At 59.3% G+C, this 16130-nt stretch carries 16 protein-coding genes; 8 read left to right on the top strand and 8 right to left on the bottom strand.

Annotated elements, in window-relative coordinates:
- The first annotated feature begins 189 nt into the window (after positions 1 to 189).
- Positions 190 to 1071, top strand: a complete 882-nt coding sequence (locus EBQ26_RS09985) for an acyl-CoA thioesterase (protein WP_122238865.1) — start codon at positions 190 to 192, stop codon at positions 1069 to 1071.
- Positions 1072 to 1129: 58 nt separating this feature from the next.
- Positions 1130 to 2638 carry a helicase HerA-like domain-containing protein gene (locus EBQ26_RS09980; RefSeq protein WP_122238864.1) on the top strand — a complete coding sequence of 503 codons (1509 nt, stop codon included), beginning with the start codon at positions 1130 to 1132 and terminating at the stop codon, positions 2636 to 2638.
- A 175-nt stretch (positions 2639 to 2813) separates the two neighbouring features.
- Here EBQ26_RS09980 and trxA read toward each other — a convergent pair whose 3' ends face one another.
- Both trxA and EBQ26_RS09970 read right to left on the bottom strand, forming a co-directional pair.
- On the bottom strand, positions 2814 to 3722 hold the full coding sequence (trxA, locus tag EBQ26_RS09975; protein ID WP_122238863.1) for a thioredoxin: 909 nt from the start codon (positions 3720 to 3722) through the stop codon (positions 2814 to 2816).
- 88 nt (positions 3723 to 3810) lie between these two features.
- The gene (locus EBQ26_RS09970; RefSeq protein ID WP_122238880.1) at positions 3811 to 4740 is read right to left on the bottom strand and encodes a polyprenyl synthetase family protein; all 930 of its coding nucleotides are present in this window, start codon (positions 4738 to 4740) and stop codon (positions 3811 to 3813) included.
- 213 nt (positions 4741 to 4953) lie between these two features.
- Between EBQ26_RS09970 and mnmA the strand changes: the two genes are divergently transcribed.
- Genes mnmA through aroQ form a run of 3 tightly spaced genes read left to right on the top strand, consistent with a single transcriptional unit; the run spans position 4954 to position 7190 of the window.
- Positions 4954 to 6162 (top strand): tRNA 2-thiouridine(34) synthase MnmA, encoded by a 1209-nt coding sequence (gene mnmA / locus EBQ26_RS09965; RefSeq protein WP_122238862.1) that lies wholly within the window; start codon positions 4954 to 4956, stop codon positions 6160 to 6162.
- Complete coding sequence (locus EBQ26_RS09960; RefSeq protein ID WP_122238861.1) at positions 6159 to 6743, top strand: anthranilate synthase component II; 585 nt, start codon at positions 6159 to 6161, stop codon at positions 6741 to 6743. Before mnmA ends, EBQ26_RS09960 begins: the two co-directional genes overlap by 4 nt.
- 9 nt (positions 6744 to 6752) lie before the next feature.
- Positions 6753 to 7190 carry a type II 3-dehydroquinate dehydratase gene (gene aroQ, locus EBQ26_RS09955; protein WP_122238860.1) on the top strand — a complete coding sequence of 146 codons (438 nt, stop codon included), beginning with the start codon at positions 6753 to 6755 and terminating at the stop codon, positions 7188 to 7190.
- 91 nt (positions 7191 to 7281) lie between these two features.
- Here aroQ and EBQ26_RS12720 read toward each other — a convergent pair whose 3' ends face one another.
- Positions 7282 to 7755 carry a hypothetical protein gene (locus EBQ26_RS12720; protein WP_147474042.1) on the bottom strand — a complete coding sequence of 158 codons (474 nt, stop codon included), beginning with the start codon at positions 7753 to 7755 and terminating at the stop codon, positions 7282 to 7284.
- Here EBQ26_RS12720 and EBQ26_RS09950 point away from each other — a divergent pair.
- Positions 7754 to 8254: a DUF4279 domain-containing protein gene (locus EBQ26_RS09950; protein ID WP_238944292.1), complete on the top strand. Its 501-nt coding sequence runs from the start codon at positions 7754 to 7756 to the stop codon at positions 8252 to 8254. The two genes, EBQ26_RS12720 and EBQ26_RS09950, sit on opposite strands and share 2 nt — an antisense overlap.
- 345 nt (positions 8255 to 8599) lie before the next feature.
- Here the strand turns inward: EBQ26_RS09950 and EBQ26_RS09945 are convergent, their stop codons facing one another.
- From EBQ26_RS09945 to EBQ26_RS09925, 5 genes are all read right to left on the bottom strand, one after another.
- Positions 8600 to 9550, bottom strand: coding sequence for an ornithine cyclodeaminase family protein (locus EBQ26_RS09945; RefSeq protein ID WP_122238858.1), 951 nt, complete (start codon positions 9548 to 9550; stop codon positions 8600 to 8602).
- A 110-nt stretch (positions 9551 to 9660) separates the two neighbouring features.
- Positions 9661 to 10422, bottom strand: a complete 762-nt coding sequence (locus tag EBQ26_RS09940; protein WP_122238857.1) for an amino acid ABC transporter ATP-binding protein — start codon at positions 10420 to 10422, stop codon at positions 9661 to 9663.
- 54 nt (positions 10423 to 10476) lie between these two features.
- Entirely contained in the window at positions 10477 to 11775 is a 1299-nt protein-coding gene (locus tag EBQ26_RS09935) for an NAD(P)/FAD-dependent oxidoreductase (RefSeq protein ID WP_122238856.1), read from the bottom strand.
- A complete protein-coding gene (locus EBQ26_RS09930; RefSeq protein WP_122238855.1) occupies positions 11772 to 12491 on the bottom strand; it encodes an ABC transporter permease in 720 nt (239 codons plus the stop codon). Before EBQ26_RS09930 ends, EBQ26_RS09935 begins: the two co-directional genes overlap by 4 nt.
- Positions 12488 to 13207, bottom strand: coding sequence for an ABC transporter permease (locus tag EBQ26_RS09925; protein WP_122238854.1), 720 nt, complete (start codon positions 13205 to 13207; stop codon positions 12488 to 12490). The genes EBQ26_RS09930 and EBQ26_RS09925 overlap by 4 nt, the downstream gene beginning before the upstream one ends.
- Positions 13208 to 13485: 278 nt before the next feature.
- Between EBQ26_RS09925 and mnmG the strand changes: the two genes are divergently transcribed.
- Both mnmG and rsmG read left to right on the top strand, forming a co-directional pair.
- Positions 13486 to 15444 (top strand): tRNA uridine-5-carboxymethylaminomethyl(34) synthesis enzyme MnmG, encoded by a 1959-nt coding sequence (gene mnmG / locus EBQ26_RS09920; RefSeq protein WP_122238853.1) that lies wholly within the window; start codon positions 13486 to 13488, stop codon positions 15442 to 15444.
- Complete coding sequence (rsmG, locus tag EBQ26_RS09915; protein ID WP_122238852.1) at positions 15445 to 16128, top strand: 16S rRNA (guanine(527)-N(7))-methyltransferase RsmG; 684 nt, start codon at positions 15445 to 15447, stop codon at positions 16126 to 16128.
- Positions 16129 to 16130 lie beyond the last annotated feature (2 nt).

Below are 16130 nucleotides of genomic sequence, written 5' to 3'. Positions count from 1 at the left end.
AGATCAGATAAGGGGCGACAAAGCTCCATTCTTCATCGCTGACATCACTGGGGTAAGGCTTGCGAGACATGCTGGCACTGTATCCAAGCTCAGCACCACCTCTCGGAAAAGTGCATAACACGCTCTATGCGGCATCGTTGGGCGACGGCTTCATAATTGCCCACTTGATCATTTGCACCGCACAGCACCATGCCAAACGCCGTGGCACCTGCCAGCCCAATTTCCCAGGTCGAGCCTACCCGCTTGCAAGCCTTGAACCATTTGATTGCGCAATTGCAGCTTGAGCAGCTGGAAATGAATTTATTTCGCGGCATCAGCACGGACATCGGTTCGCCAGCGGTTTTTGGCGGGCAAGTGCTGGGCCAGGCATTGATGGCTGCGGCTCGTACCGTGCGCAATGGCCACCGTCCGCATTCGCTGCATGGTTATTTCCTGCTCGCCGGCGATAAAACCGCGCCCATCGTCTATGAAGTGGATGCGGTTCGCGATGGCCATGCTTTTACGTCGCGGCGCGTAACGGCCATTCAGCATGGGCAAGCGATTTTTCACATGTCGGCCTCTTTCCATCAGGAAGAGCCAGGGCACGACCATCAAAGCCCTATGCCACAAGTACCTGAGCCCGATCACGCCACCCCGCACCCGCTGCGCTCTCTGGCGCTGGCCAGGCCTTTCGAGTTGGGCTTTATTGATGTGCGTGAAACCCGCACGCACGGGCGGCTGCCGCCCTTTAACCGCGTCTGGGTGCGCACCTGCGCGCCTGTGATTCCAGACGATCCCATCGTGCACCAGGCTCTGTTGGCCTACATCTCCGATTTCAGTTTGCTGGGTGTGGCACTGCGACCGCACGGCCTGTACTTTGGTCAGCCAGGCCTGAAAACCGTTAGCCTGGATCACGCCATGTGGTTTCATCGCCCTTTTCGTGCCGATGAATGGCTGCTCTACGATCTGGATTCCCCTTCCGCCAGCGGTGCGCGCGGTTTTGCCCGGGGCGCTTTGTACAACCAGCGCGGCGAACTCATCGCCTCCGTCGCGCAAGAGGGTTTGATGCGCTACAAGGCTCCTGCGCCATAAGCTGCTGCATACGCAAGCCCCCATCCTTCACATACCCCCATTCCCACAGGGAAATGCCATGTCCCCCTCTCCTTTATTGATTGCGCGCAATCCCCATACCGAATGTCTGCTGCTGCCTGGGCTGGCCAACCGTCACGGCCTGATCACAGGTGCGACCGGCACGGGCAAAACCGTCACTTTGCAAGCGATGGCCGAGCAATTTTCAAAAGCGGGCGTACCCGTTTTCATGGCGGACGTCAAAGGCGATTTGGGTGGCATCAGCCAAACGGGCCAGGTGGGGGAAAAGATGGCCGCGATCCTGGCCCAACGCGGCATTGAGCCGCCGCAGCCCTACGCCGCCCCGACTCTGTTATGGGATGTTTTTGGCCAAAGCGGCCACCCCGTGCGCGCCACCATCTCCGACATGGGGCCATTGCTGTTGGCCCGCATGCTGGGGCTGAACGATACCCAAAGCGGCATTCTCAACATCGCCTTCCGTGTCGCCGATGACGACGGCCTGTTGCTGCTTGACCTGAAAGACCTGCGCGCCATGCTGCAACACATCAGCGACCGCGCCAGCGAATACCGCAGCACCTACGGCAACATCAACGCCGCCAGCGTAGGCGCCATCCAGCGCGCCCTGCTGCAAATCGAGGAACAAGGCGCCGACCAGTTTTTTGGCGAGCCGATGCTCGACATCGCCGACTTCATGCAAACCGATCACCACGGGCGCGGCTACGTCAACATCCTTGCGGCCGATCGGTTGATGAACGCGCCGCGCCTGTACGCCACCTTTTTGCTTTGGATGCTGTCGGAATTGTTCGAGCACCTGCCCGAAGTGGGCGATCTGGAAAAGCCCAAACTCGTCTTCTTCTTCGACGAAGCGCACTTGCTCTTTACCGACGCGCCCAAAATCCTGCTGGAGCGCATCGAACTGGTTGTGCGGCTAATCCGCTCCAAAGGCGTTGGCGTGTATTTCGTCACGCAAAACCCCATGGACATCCCCGACAGCGTGCTGGCCCAATTGGGCAACCGCGTGCAGCACGCCTTGCGCGCCTTTACGCCGCGCGACCAAAAAGCCGTTCGCGCCACCGCGCAAACCATGCGCGGCCAACCGGGCCTGGATATCGAGAAAGCCATCACCGAGCTGGCCGTGGGCGAGGCGCTCATCAGCCTGCTGGATGCCAAAGGCAGCCCGGGTGTGACCGAGCGCGCATTCGTGGTTCCCCCAGGCAGCCAAATTGGCCCCATTACCGAAACGCAACGCCAGCAATTGCTGCGCGATTCACTGGTGGCAGGCGTTTATGAAAGCGCCATCGACCGCGAATCGGCCTACGAAGTTTTGCAGCAACGCGCAGACGCCGCACAACGCGCTGCCGAAGAAGCCCTCAAAGAACAAAACAGCCTGGGCAACATGGTCAATGAATTCCTGTTCGGCAGCACCGGCCCGCGCGGGGGCAAAAAAGACGGCCTGGTGCAAAGCACACTGAAATCGGCCGTGCGCAGCCAGGCCAATAGCCTGGGGCGGCAATTGCTCAGAGGCGTGCTGGGCGGGCTGCTGGGTGGCGGCAAATCCCGCAAAAAATAGCGCCAGGCCAAGCAGGCACTTAATTTTTACAAATCAAAAAGAAATAAAATACCCATGTTTCGGCATGATGGTAATAATATTAATTTTCTTTTGATTGAAATGAAAAAGAGTCTGCATGCAGACTCTTTTTCAATAACGCACAAAGCGGGTGGAGCAAGGCAGGGCAGGGCGCTTTTCAACTCAACACCACGCTCGACAGCCTCCTGCGGTAGCTGGCCACCACTGGGTCTTCCGGCGGGATTTGCCCTTCGGCCACTGGCGGCTTGGGCGGCTCGATGATCTCCAGAATCGCCACATAGGTTTTACGCGCGCGCTCCTCATTCCAATGGCGATCGCGCATCAGGATTTCCAGCAACTCATCCATCGCCTGCGTCCACTGGTTATGCGCCAGCAGCAACTGGGCGCGCTGGTAGCGGGCGCCGAAATCGCGCTTATCGGTGGCAATGGCCGCATCCAGCTCTTGCAAGCGGGCATTGGCATCGCCTGCTTGGCGCGCCACCTCCAGCGCCTCCAGCCAAGCCCGGATGGCGCCATACCGCAAAGAGCCATCGGCCAGCGTCGCCACCGTTGCAAATTCAGCCCGGGCTTCGTCTTCCAGCCCCATTTCCAGCAGCAGGCGCAGGTAGGCAAAACGGGCTTTTTCATCGTCTGGCTGCTCGCGCACGGCTTTTTCCAGCCGCTCCAGTTTGGACTGCAAATCGTCGTCCTCGCCTGCGCCGTCTTCTGTGGGCAAAGCATCGTCCACAGGCAACACTGGCCCTTCTGGCAAATGCTTATCCAAAAACGCCCGCAATTGGCTCTCAGGCAAAGCGCCCATGAAACCATCAACAGGCTGCCCCTGCGACATCAACACGCACGTGGGAATGCTGCGCACGCCAAACATGGCGGCAAGCTGCTGCTCCTGATCCGAATCGATTTTGACCAATTTGAAGCGCCCGCCATAAGCCAATTCCAGCTTTTCCAAAATCGGCCCCAGCGTTTGGCAAGGGCCGCACCACGGCGCCCAAAAATCCACCAGCACTGGCGTTTGCATGGAAGCCTGGATGACTTCCGTTTCAAAATTTTCCAGATTAACGTCGATCATGGACGCCCCCTTTGCCTGAATCACTTGAATATCAAAATCTTATTTCTGATGCGATGAAAAACGCGGCAAGCACGCCATCAGCGCAACGTCAACTTCTGCGCACCAGCAACTGCTGCGGCAAGGTGCGCAAAGCCTCACTGAAAGGGTTGGACGGGAAATGGGCCAACGCCTCCAGCGCACGCACAGCTTCGTTATGCGCCGCCTCGCGCGCGACCTCCATCGCGCCACTGGCGCGCACGATTTCAATCACTTGCGCCAATTGCTCCGTGCTGCCTTGCTCAATGGCATCGCGCACCACCTGGGCTTGCTGCGCATCGGCACGCTGCATGGCGGCAATCAAGGGCAAAGTCGCCTTGCCTTCGCGCAAATCATCGCCGACGTTTTTGCCCATTTCCTCAGCGCTGCCATCGTAATCGAGCACATCGTCAATAATCTGAAATGCCGTGCCCAGCGCCTGGCCATAAATGGCCGCAGCATTTTCCAATTCAGGCGCGGCCTGGGCCAAAATGGCCCCCACTTGGGTGCTGGCTTCAAACAGTTTGGCGGTTTTGGATCGAATAACGCGCAAATACCCTTCTTCATCCAAAGAAGCATCGTGCATGTTAATCAATTGCTGCACTTCGCCTTCGGCAATGATATTGGTGGCGGCTGAAACAATTTCCATGACCCGGATATTTCCGGTAGCCACCATCATTTCAAAAGCCCTGGAATGCAGAAAATCACCAACCAATACGCTGGCAGGGTTGCCAAAGCTCTCATTGGCCGTGGGCTGGCCGCGGCGCATGGTGGATTCGTCCACCACATCGTCATGCAGCAGCGTTGCGGTGTGGATGAACTCCATCACGGCGGCCATTTCATGGTGCTGCACGCCCTGATAACCCAAGGCATTGGCAACCAGCAAAAGCATGGCGGGGCGCAAGCGCTTGCCTCCAGCGGCAATGATGTGATGGGCCACCTGGCCAATCAGCGGCACGTTGGTTGTCAGACGCGATGCAATAACCGCATCAACGGCCTCCATGTCCTGGACGATGGGAGCCAAAACGTGATCATTGCGGGTCATTGTCGAAATTCACAAGAGTCAAAAATAACCGGCAATTATAGGGAGCGCGGTTGTGCAAAAGGGCGAGCTCCACCGCGTTTGAACAACAGGCCAAAACGCTGCAACGCATCGCAATAGACCATCGCCGATAATGGCGCGCTTTGGTTTTTTGAGCCTTGAAAGGTGCATGCAATGACGCAAAAAAGGCGCATCGTCGTCGGCCTCTCCGGCGGCGTAGATTCGGCCGTAAGCGCCTGGCTGCTCAAGCGCGCGGGGCATGAAGTGGTCGGCATCTTCATGAAAAATTGGGAAGATGACGATAGCGACGGCGACAGCGCTTACTGCTCCAGCCGCCAGGATTTTCTCGATGCCGCAGCAGTGGCCGATGTCATCGGCATCGACATAGAGCACGTCAATTTCGCCGCCGAATACAAAGACCGCGTGTTCGCCGAATTTCTGCGCGAATACCAGGCCGGGCGCACACCCAATCCGGACGTGCTGTGCAACGCCGAAATCAAATTCAAAGCCTTCCTCGATCATGCCATGCGCCTGGGCGCCGAGCGCATCGCCACAGGGCATTACGCGCGCGTTCGCTACGACGCCGCCAGCGGTTTGCATCAACTGCTCAAAGGCGTCGATCCCGGCAAAGACCAAAGCTATTTCCTGCACCGGCTCACCCAGGCGCAACTGGCATGCGCCATGTTCCCGGTGGGGGAAATCCACAAAACAGAGGTACGCCGCCTGGCGCAGGAAATCGGCCTGCCCAATGCCAGCAAAAAAGATTCCACAGGCATTTGTTTTATTGGCGAGCGCCCGTTTCGAGAGTTTCTCTCACGCTACATCGCCCACAAAAGCGGCGCCATCGTCAACACGCAAGGCCGGCGCATCGGCGAGCACCTTGGCCTGTCTTTTTACACATTAGGCCAACGCCAAGGCCTGGGCATCGGCGGTATCAAAGACCAAGGCGCGGCACGGGGCGGCAGCCAGCACCAGCCCTGGTTCGTGGCCGCAAAAGACGTGCCTGGCAACCGGCTGATCGCCGTGCAGGGGCACGACCATCCCGCTTTGCTCTATCCCAAACTGCATGCCGGCCAAGCCAGTTGGATTGCGGGCCACCCCCCCGCGCCAGGCCGCTATGGCGCCAAAACCCGTTACCGCCAAAGCGATGCAAGCTGCCTGCTTGCCCCTGCCAACGAAAGCCCGTTGGGCTTCGACCTGGATTTTGAAGTCCCCCAGTGGGCCGTCACGCCAGGCCAATCGGCCGTGCTCTACGATGGTGAAGTCTGCCTGGGCGGCGGCATCATTGAGCACGCCCAACCCTTGCAAACCCTGGATGTTCCCCACGAACTTCCCCGCCCTTCCAAACGCCAGCGCAAAAACACGCGAAAGCCCCAGTCATGACCCCCATCCGCCTTTTGATGATCGACAACTACGACAGCTTCACCTACAACATCGTGCAGTATTTCGGCGAGCTGGGGGCGGACGTTACCGTGTGGCGCAACGACGAAATCGGCCTTGACGACATTGCCGCCTTCGCGCCCGACCGGCTGGTGATCTCGCCCGGCCCCTCTTCCCCCGCGCAGGCCGGTATCTCCGTTGCCGCCATCCAGCACTTTGCAGGCAAAGTACCCATTTTGGGCGTCTGCCTCGGCCATCAAAGCATTGGCGCCGCTTTTGGCGGGCACATCGTGCGGGCCAAAGAGCTGATGCACGGTAAAACCAGCACCATCACCACCAACGGTGAAGGCGTTTTTGCTGGCTTGCCCAAGCAATTCACGGTGAATCGTTACCACTCGCTGGCCATCGAGCGTGAGAGCTTGCCCGAGGCGCTGGAAATCACGGCCTGGACCGACGATGGCGAAATCATGGGCATCCGCCACCAAAGTCTGCCTATTGAAGGCGTGCAATTCCACCCCGAATCCATCTTGACCGAGCATGGTCACGCCATGCTGCGCAACTTCCTCAAGCCTGTTCACGGCTGAACCGCATCCATGCATTCCATCCTCGTTCTCAATGGCCCCAACCTCAATTTGCTGGGCACGCGTGAGCCGCACATTTATGGCGCCACCACACTTGCCGAAGTGGAGCAAGGGCTGATTGCCCAAGGCCGGGCGCTAGGCCTGCACGTGCACTGTTTTCAGAGCAACCATGAAGGCGCCATCGTCGATCGCATCCACCAAACACGCGAAGACGGCTGCTGCTACGCCCTGATCAACCCCGGCGCTTATACCCACACCAGTGTGGCCATTCGCGATGCCTTGGTCGGTGTTGCCTTGCCGTTTGTCGAAGTACATATCTCCAACATTCATAAGCGGGAGCCATTTCGCCACCATTCTTATCTTTCCGATGTGGCCGAAGCGGTGATGGCTGGCTTTGGCACCATGGGCTATGGCCTTGCTTTGCAATTCATAGCGAGCAAGTTGAAATAGCTCTATTACATTTCAAAGAGCATTTTTAAGAAAGGCAACGGCGATCATTCGCCGTTTTTTTACGTCTTTTGTATCTAAAAATCTTCAAAAATTATGCAACTTCTCTCAATTTCATATTTTTGAAAATTCCGAAACATTCGGGGATGTTGAGCCATGCCCCACGTTTTGGCGCGGGGAAACGCATTTGCAACAGCATTCCAGCTTCAAAAAAGGCCCCGCCCCAAAAATTTTGCTTCAAATGTGGGCCTACTACGATTGCTAAACAATTGAATAAAAAGAATGGAGTCGTAGTAGTAGGGTTGCCATTTTTCTTTGGATAACTTGTTTTTTGATGAAATTTCAACAACTTAGGACCTAAAAAAGTCTGTGCAAGAGTTGCCTTCAGCACTGGCGCGAAATGGGGATAAGTTTGACGAGGGGCTAAAACAGACGTTTCGCCTCTAGGTTTTCCACAGAAAAAACGGTGTTTATTCACAATTTGCCTTTTGTTTTGCAAACCCGCTGTTCTTTTGTGGCCCTGGTTGTGCGCAGAGACAAACGGGTTAGACCCAATGCCATCAAACATGAACCAAGTCCAGTGCTACAGCTATTTCAGCATCGCCTCGCAAACCAAAACGATTCGCACTGGCAAGGGCCGGCTGTCTCACGTCGCTGTTGAAAACGGAAATTTCGATCCGGCGGTCATTACTGCTTTACTGGGCCTCCATCCTCACCGTGCGTGGCAGCAAGGGGATAGAAATGCGTTCAACAAGCCCTATGGCTTTTCCTGTTGGAGCGGCTGCATGCAAAAAAAGCCTGTTTTTGATGCAGGTCGGCAATGCCAACGCATTGCCTTGCAACTGCACGACAAAATTCCTGTGCTGAATGCGTTGCGACAGCAATATGCCGTGCAGTTTTGGATCAGTGTCGTGTCTGTCTTGCACCCTGAAGAAAGCACGCCAGCACTTTCTTTGGGCCATGAAGTCATTGCGTTCTGCTATCTGACGGGTACGCAAATCGATGTTGATATGTACGTTTCCGAAGCAACGACCTCATTGGTCTTAGCGGGAAAGCTTGTTTGCTAAAGCTGGCGAAATTTCTGTCCCCCTGTTGGGCCCACTATCACTACCAAACTTTTGAATAAAAAAATAAGTAGTGGTAGTAGTAAGCCGTCGCCTGTCCTGTGGATAACTTTTTTTCTTCAGTAACTTCAAGGCCTTGCAGCGAAAAAAGCCTGTGCGTTAAGTGCAGTGAGCGATGGGGGTCAATGGGGACAAATGGCGCTGAACGGGCTTGCCGGGCGATTGGGCGGATTCCATCCACGCCACACGCAAGGTTTATCCACAGTTTGGGACGTTGGCAGTGGTTTGGTGCGTGCGAAATGTTGCCGCTGGGGCTGCCAGCCAGCGGCGGCTGGCTAGTGGCTGCAATCAGTTGACAGTGGGCGGGTGCTCTGGCGCTTCCAGCACCAAGGTTGCGGCGGCCAGGTCTTCCAGGGCGGTGCCAACGGCTTTGAAGACGGTGATGGCGGCATCGTCCTGGCGGCCAGGGTGTTGCTGCCGGCACAGGGCGCTCAGGTCGGCCTGGATGTCCTGCGCGCTGAATTGGCCGGTGGCAAAGGCATCGAGCAGTTCGCCTGCTTTCATGGGGGCTTCTTCGGTATCGACAAAGACCTGGTTGCCGATAAGGCAGTCGGGGCTGGCTTCGCGCATTTGGGGGGTGAAGCTGCCGATGAGGTCGAGGTGCACGCCCGGTTGCAGCCAGTGGCCGTGGATCAGCGCCGTGGTGGCAAGGGTGGCGCAACTGATGATGTCGCTTTGGCGTGCGGCGCTTTCCAGGTCTTGCACGCGCTCGGCGGCAAAGCCTTGGGCGCGCAGGCGTTGCACGAGGGCATCGGCGCGCTCGGCGGTGGGGTTCCACACGCGCACGGTGTCGATGGGGCGCACGTGGCGCATGGCTTCGGGCACCAGGCTGCCCACGCGGCCGCAGCCCAGCAGCAGCAGGTGGCGGGCGTCCGGGCGGGCGAGGTATTGCGCGCCCAGCGCGGCGGCGGCGGCGGTGCGGCGGGCGGTGATGGCGTTGCCGTCCATCAAGGCCAGCGGGACGCCGGTGGTGGCGTCGTAGAGGATGTAGGTGGCATGCAGGCCGGGCAGGCCGCGTTGGTTGTTGGCGGGGTAGATGTTGACGGTTTTGAGGCCGAAGTAGCCGCGCTCGCTCCAGGCGGGCATGAGCAGGCTGGTGCCTTGCACGCCTTGGCATTCGATGCGGTGGTTGTGGCGCAGCGGTACCTGAGCGCCTTGGGTAAAGGCGGTTTGCAGGGCGGGGATCAGCTGGCTGAAGGGCAGGCGGGCTTCGGTGGCTTGGGTGTCGAACAGTTGCATGGCGGAAATCGGGTTTGGGTGTTTATTATTACAAATCAAAAAGCAAAATAATATTGCTGTTTCGGCATGATGGTATTGAAGTTATTTTTACTTTGGTTTGTAATTTAATGTTACAGGATTTGTTGCAGGAAGTTGCGGGCGCGTTCGGTTTGGGGCTGGGTGAAGAAGGCTTCGGGGGTGGTGTCTTCGAGCACAACGCCGTGGTCGAGGAACAGCACGCGCTGGGCCATTTGGCGGGCAAAGCCCATTTCGTGGGTGACGCAGAGCATGGTGATGCCGCTGCCGGCCAGTTGCACCATGACGTCCAGCACTTCTTTGACCATTTCCGGGTCGAGCGCGGCGGTGGGTTCGTCCAGCAGGATGACCAGCGGATCCATGCACAGGGTGCGGGCGATGGCCACGCGCTGTTGCTGGCCGCCGGAGAGTTGGGTGGGGTATTTGCGTGCGTGGGCGGCCATGCCGACGCGCTCGAGCAGGGCGTGGGCTTTTTCTTCGGCCTGCTGGCGCGGCATGCCGCGCACGCTCATAGGCGCGAGGGTGCAGTTGTCCAGCACGGACATGTGCGGAAACAGGTTGAAGTGCTGGAACACCATGCCGACTTCGCGCAGGGCATCGGTGGCGGCCTGGTCGCCGCGGGCGATGTCCACGCCGTGCACGCGGATCAGCCCTTGCTCGGCGATTTCCAGCCGGTTGATGCAGCGAATCAGCGTGGATTTGCCCGAGCCGGAAGGCCCGCACAGCACGATGCGCTCGCCCTGGCGCACGCTCAAATCGATGTTTTTCAGGGCGTGGTAGGCCCCGTACCATTTGTTCAGGCCCTGGATTTCGACGACGGGGGCTTGTTCGGGCGAGGCGGGTAAGGCGTTGCTCATGGGCGGGTTGCTTTCTGGGGAATGGGAGAGGGGGAGATGGGCCGTGGATGCGATTCATCGCTGCTCGAAGCGGCTTGCGGCATAGGCGGCGGGGTTGGTGAAGGGGGGATGCCCGGTCATCATTTCGGCCAGCAAGCGGCCGCTGACGGGGCCGAGGGTGAGGCCGTGGTGGGCATGGCCGAAGTTGAGCCACAAGCCCTGGTGGCGCGGCGCTGGGCCAATGATGGGGCGCATGTCTGGCGTGCAGGGGCGGCGGCCCATCCAGGGTTCGGCCTCCACGGCCTGGCCCAGCGGCCAGTATTGGCGGGCGATGCGCTCGGCCATGTGCAGTTGGGCACGGTTGGGCGGGGCGTTGGGCAAGGCCAGCTCCACGCCGGTGGTCAGGCGCACGCCCTGGGCCATGCCCGCCAGCACGAAACCGGCCTGGGCATCGCACAGGGGATGCTCGGGTGGCGGCGTGTGGGACGAGGCGCGAAAGTGCAGGTGGTAGCCGCGCTTGTGCACCACGGGCAGGCGGTAGCCCAGCGGGGCGAGCAGGGTGTTGGCATCGGGCCCCAGGGCGATGACGAGGTGGCGGGCCAGCAGGGTGTCGCGCTCGGTTTGCACTTGCCATAGGGTGGCGCCGTTCGCACTGCTGTCTGCCGGATGGATGGCCCGGGCATGCGCTTGCAGTACGCGCCCGCCGCGGCTGGCGAATAGGGCAGCATAGCCTTGCACGAGTTCGCCAGGGGAGGTGACAGTCCACGGATCCAGCCAGTGGATGCCGCCTGCCATGCGGGCGTCGGGCAAGAGGTTGTGCTCACGGGTGCGCAGGGCAGGGCCTGCGAGGATTTCGGCTTGCAGCCGGTGTGCTGTTTGCAAAGCGCGGGCTTGGGTGGCAGCGGCGGCAAAGGCAGCGGGCGAGCGGTAGGCGTCGATCCAGCCTTTTTGGCGGATCAGGTGGGACAGGCCCGCAGCTTCAATCAGTGGCGCATGTTCGCTGACGCAACGCTCGATCAGCGGCAGCATGTCGGCTGCGGCGCTTTGCAAGGCTTGTGGGCTAGAGGCGCGCCAGTAGTGCCACAACCAGGGGGCCAGGCCGGGCAGGGCGCGCCATTGAAAGCGCACAGCACAGGAGCGGTTGCTGGCAAAGCGCAGCAATTCGCCCCAGGCGTGGGTGAAGGCGTAGGGCACGACGCTGGCGCGCTCGATCAGCCCGGCATTGCCAAAACTGGTGCCCCGGCCCGGCTCGCCGCGCTCGACCAGGCCTACGCGCCAGCCGCGCGCTTGCAAATGCAATGCGGTGCTGACACCCACAATGCCCGCGCCCAGCACCAGGGCATCGAAGGGCGGGTGGGTTGGCGGCTGCGTCATGGGCGGATATGGCGGGACAGCCGCGCTTCGATGGCCAACAGGCTGCGGCGGATGATTTCCACCATCAGCAGGTACAGCACGGCGGCCCACAGGTAGATTTCAAAGTCGAAAGTGCGCGAGTAGGCCAGCCGTGCCACGCCCATGACGTCGTACACCGTGACCAGCGAGGCAATGGCGCTGGCTTTGATCATCAAGATCAACTCATTGCCCAGTGGGCCCAGCGCCACCAGCATGGACTGTGGCAGCACCACTTTGCGCAGCGTGGTGAAGCGGCTCAAACCCAGTGCCTGGGCCGCTTCAAACTGGCCTTTGGGAATGGCCAGCAGGCTGCCGCGGAAAATTTCTGCCTGGTAAGCGGCGGTGTTGAGCGTAAAGGCCAGCACGGAGCAATACCAGGCATCGCGGAAGAACCACCACAGTCCGACTTCCTGCCAGAACTCGCGCAGCGAACCCAGGCCGTAATACAGCAAAAACAATTGGCCCAACAAGGGCGATCCGCGAAAGAAGTAGATGTAGCCACGGCAAAACATTTGCACAGGCTTGATGCGGCTCAAACGCCCCAGCGCCAGCAATTGCGCCAGTGCCATGCCCAAAAAGTAGGACAGCGCCACCAGCTTGATGGTGACCACCAGCCCCGTAGCCATGCGCGCGCCATAGCGTGCCAGCAGCTCTTGATCGAGCACCAGGCTCAGCGCCTGGTAAATCCATTCGCTCATGCGCGGGCCTCCTGATGGTGGCGGCTGTAATGGTGTTCCGCCTTGGTAAATACCAGCCCAGAGAGTGCCGAGAGCAACAAATACAGCAGGCAGGCGGCCAGGTAGAACAGCACGGGCTCTTTGGTGGCAGCCACGGCCAGGTTGGTCTGGCGCATCAAGTCGACCAGCGAGATGGTGGAAACCAGGGATGAGTCCTTGAGCAGCGTCAGCCAGTTGTTGGACAGGCCTGGCAGCGCCACGCGCATGAGCTGGGGAAATACCACGCGCCGAAATGTGGTGCCGCGTGAAAGGCCCAATGCCTGCGCGGCTTCGCGCTGGCCCTTGGGAATGGTTTTAAGCGCGGCCAACCAGACCTCGCTGGAAAATGCCGCCAGCACCAGGCTGAAAGCCACCACTGCCGCCAGGAAGGCATTGATGCTGAATTGGCCCTCGTAACCGAGGGAATCCAGCAGGCGTTGCGCTGCGATTTGCACGCCGTAATACACCAGCAAAAGCGTTAACAGTTCGGGCAGACCACGAAATACAGTGGAAAACGCCGTGGATACCATTCTGGGCAAGCGCTTGGGCGAGCGTGCCGCCAATGCCAAGAGCAGCCCCAGCGGCATGCCAATGGGCACGCAGGCTACAGCCAGGGCAATGGTGACTAGCGCGCCTGAGAGCAGGGCGCCGCCCCAGCCGCCAGTGCCAAAACCCAAAAGAGTTAAAGATTCCAGCATCCGTAGAAATCCAAATCAAAGTGGTGTGGGGAAGATTCCTGGCCTGCCCGCAAGGGGGAAGCCAAGGCGATTCAGACAATGTGGCAAATGTGTAAACAAAGGTATAAATTGCCGCAGTCGCGCCGATGATAAGTGGATTTGGCGCAATCAAAAGCAGCCTGTTTCACGTGAAACAGGGTTGGGAGGAAATGCGTAACACGCTCTAAAATCACGCCCTTCTTCTTGTGCAGCCGTAGATTTCTGAAAAACTCTGCGGCTTTCTTTTTTGCTTGTGCGCCATGTCATCGCCTTACACCTACCCGCAAACGTTTGACGTCATCGTCGTCGGTGGCGGTCATGCTGGGACTGAAGCAGCACTGGCGGCAGCCCGTATGGGCTGTGCCACCTTGCTGCTGACCCACAACATCGAAACCCTGGGGCAGATGAGCTGCAACCCCTCCATTGGGGGAATTGGCAAGGGGCATTTGGTGAAAGAAGTGGACGCCCTGGGTGGCGCCATGGCGCTGGCAGCGGATGCGGCGGGCATTCAGTTTCGCACGCTCAACGGCAGCAAAGGGCCTGCGGTGCGGGCTACGCGGGCACAGGCCGATCGCGTGCTGTACAAGGCGGCCATCCGTCGCATGCTGGAGAACCAAGCCAATCTCTGGCTGTTCCAGCAATCGGTGGAGGACTTGCTGCTGGAAGGCGACAAGGTGGCTGGAGCCATTACGCAAGTGGGCATTGTTTTTCGCGCGCACGCGGTGGTGTTGACGGCGGGTACCTTTCTGGATGGCCGTATCCATGTGGGCTTGAACAATTACCAGGGCGGGCGCGCGGGCGATCCGCCAGCGGTATCGTTGTCGGCGCGGCTGAAGGAGTTGCAACTGCCGCAAGGGCGCTTGAAAACCGGCACGCCGCCGCGCCTGGATGGGCGCAGCATCGACTTTTCTCGCTGTACCGAGCAGCCCGGCGATGGCGTGCCGGGTGGTGAGCGGCCTGACGATATGCCCGTGTTCAGCTTCATGGGGCATCGCAGCATGCATCCCAGGCAGATCTCCTGCTGGATTACCCACACCAATGCCCGTACGCATGAAATCATCCGCAGCGGGTTTGACCGCAGCCCCATGTTCACCGGCAAGATCGAGGGTGTTGGTCCGCGCTATTGCCCCAGTGTGGAAGACAAGATCAACCGCTTTGCAGACAAGGAAAGCCACCAGATTTTTCTAGAGCCGGAAGGGCTGACCACCCATGAGGTGTACCCCAACGGCATTTCCACCAGCCTGCCGTTTGATATCCAATATGCGCTGGTGCGCTCCATGCCGGGGTTGGAGAGCGCCCATATTTTGCGGCCCGGCTATGCCATCGAATACGACTATTTCGACCCGCGCGCACTCAAAAGCCATTTCGAGACGCGGCAGATAGAAGGCCTGTTTTTTGCCGGGCAAATCAACGGCACGACGGGCTATGAAGAGGCTGCCGCGCAAGGCTTGTTTGCGGGTTTGAATGCGGCTTTGAAAGTCAAAGGCGAGCAACCGTGGCTGCCTCGTCGCGATGAGGCCTATCTGGGCGTGTTGGTGGACGATCTCATCACCAAAGGCGTCACCGAGCCTTACCGCATGTTCACCAGCCGCGCCGAATACCGCCTGCAATTGCGCGAGGACAATGCCGATTTGCGCCTGACCGAGGCCGGGCGGCGTCTGGGCTTGGTGGACGATGCCCGCTGGGATGCGTACTGCCGCAAACGCGATGCCATCGAGGCCGAAACGGCCCGCCTCAAAGCCACCTGGCTGACGCCGCAACGTTTGCCCAAAGCCGAAGCCGAGCGTGTGCTGGGCAAGGCGCTGGAGCATGAGTACAGCCTGTTCGACTTGCTGCGCCGCCCGGGCGTGGATTACGAATCTCTGGTTGGCATGCAGGCCAGCATTCCCTTGGCTGGGGAGCTTGTTTCACGTGAAACTTTGGGTGATGCCTATGCCCCTGTTGTGGAACAGGTAGAGATCGCCGCCAAATACAGCGGTTATATCGACCGCCAGCGCGATGAAGTGCAGCGCGCCGCGCATTTTGAGAATTTGCGTTTGCCCGAAGATTTGGATTACCAGGCCGTTACGGCCTTGTCGTTTGAAGTGCGTCAAAAGCTGGCGCAGCATCGGCCGCAAACTTTGGGACAGGCATCGCGCATCTCTGGCGTCACGCCGGCAGCCATTTCCTTGCTGTTGATCCATTTGAAAAAAATGGGCAAACGCTGGGCGGAGGATTGAATGCCGCAACAGGAGCAAACCGATCGCCTTCTGCAAGAGGGGGCGGCTCAATTGGGCTTGGCCTTGACGGTGCAGCAGCAACGCCAATTGCTTGATTACGTGGCGCTGTTGCACAAGTGGAATCGGGTTTACAACTTGACCTCAGTGCGCGATCCACTGGAAATGCTGCGCCTGCATGTGCTCGATTGCCTGGCCGTGGTGCAGCCATTTCGGCAAGCGATGGATGAGCTGGTGCGCCAAGGCCTGCCCGCCCAGGCCTTGGATGTGGGAGCGGGAGGCGGCTTGCCCAGTGTGGTGCTGGCGATTGGCTGCCCGGATGTGTCCATCCACTGTGTGGATGCGGTGGCGAAAAAAATGGCTTTTGTGCGACAGGCGGCAGGCGCTTTGTCATTGGGCAATTTGCAAGCTATTCATGCCCGCGTGGAAAGCCTGGAACAGCGCTATGCCGTTATCACTTCACGGGCTTTTGCCAGCCTGGCCGATTTCACCGCTTTGACGCACTCGCTGCTCATGCCGCAAGGGGTGTGGATGGCAATGAAGGGGAAATACCCCGCTGAAGAAGTGGCCCAACTGCCAAAGAGCGTAGAAGTGTTTCACGTGGAACCGTTACAGGTGCCGGGGCTGGAGGCCCAACGTTGCATCGTCTGGATGCGCAGCGGCACTGCGCTCCTATCAGAAAAGTGAGG

This window comes from Allofranklinella schreckenbergeri (genome assembly GCF_003703475.1).
In the GTDB taxonomy this organism is placed as follows: Bacteria; Pseudomonadota; Gammaproteobacteria; order Burkholderiales; family Burkholderiaceae_C; genus Lampropedia; species Lampropedia schreckenbergeri.
Note: the sequence above shows the minus strand (reverse complement) of the source record. Positions and strands in the feature narration are given on the sequence as shown.